Here is a 1,206-nt window from a genome sequence, read left to right on the forward strand (position 1 = left end):
CGTTCTTTACTGATAAATCGTTCGAACAAGACAGAGATTTGTCTTGGATCGACGGCGGTGATTTCTAAGCAGTAACACACGACGGAATTCGCCGCTGATCCCCGGCCTTGATAAAGAATGCCTTGCTGTTTAGCAAACATGACGATGTCATGAATGGTTAAAAAGTAATAATGGTACTTGAGGTCTTCTATCAACCTCAGTTCGTTTTCGATGGTTTGGTTGATGTCCTCCGGCACGCCTTCAGGAAAGCGACGCTCTTTACCTTGTTCCACCAACATTCGTAAGTAAGAATTTGGTGTATAGCCATTAGGAATCAGTTCTGTAGGGTATTCGTATTTCAGATCAGACAATTTGAATTCGCACAAATCCGCGATGTACTTACTTTCCTCTAGCCACTCTGGTTTGTAGATACGAACCAACTTATTCAGTGGTCGTAATGCGCGTTCAGCATTAGAAAGACGTTCAAAGCCCAGCTGATCAACACTGCAACCATGCTTAATGGCGGTGAGTATATGTTGTAAAGGCAGGCGCTCAGCCGTGTGCATGAGTACGCCGCCACAAGCTGTAATAGGCAGTTGCAATTCGTGAGCTAGCTTCTCGCAGTGATTTGTGTAGGCATCATCGTCGCCACCAAGATGACGTTGAATCGCAACCCATAGTCGATTGTTATGGTGTTGATTGAGCCAGCGCCCCCAGTAATGGTCACTCGCTTGATGGGTAGGAAGCCACAATACTAAGCAGTGACGAATCGACATCAGATCCCACTCAGAAAGCTGATAACTGCCTTTTTCGCTGCGTCGTCTCGCGTTAGTGATGATACGGCACATCTCAGCATAAGCTTTACGGCAGGGGCAAAGTAGGACTATTTGGCACTCTTCGTTGAGCCAGAACATGCTGCCGACGATCTGTTTGATATCAAGTTTATGCTGTTCAATCGTTGCATGGGCTTTGACCACGCCAGCGACCGAGCACTCATCAGTAATCGCGATGGCATGGTAGCGATAAAAAGCCGCTTGCAACACAAGCTCTTCTGCATGAGAAGCGCCAGTGAGGAAAGAGAAATTAGACTGACAAAATAATTCTGCGTAACTCATAACAACTTAACAAAAATAGCCATGAAGAAACCAATGTTTATGTTGATCGCGAAATACCCATAACCAGCGACCTTGCTTGGTATGAGCAATGTAGTAATCGCGCATAATTTCG

1 protein-coding gene is annotated in these 1,206 nt (G+C 45.7%); it reads right to left on the reverse strand.

What is annotated here, in order from left to right; translation table 11 throughout:
* Positions 1-1,094 (reverse strand): PHP domain-containing protein (locus tag R7Q38_RS23965; protein ID WP_318114553.1); only part of this gene is annotated, 1,094 nt, incomplete at its 3' end.
* Positions 1,095-1,206 lie beyond the last annotated feature (112 nt).

This window comes from Vibrio sp. Vb0598, from assembly GCF_033338935.1.
In the GTDB taxonomy this organism is placed as follows: domain Bacteria; phylum Pseudomonadota; class Gammaproteobacteria; order Enterobacterales; family Vibrionaceae; genus Vibrio; species Vibrio alginolyticus.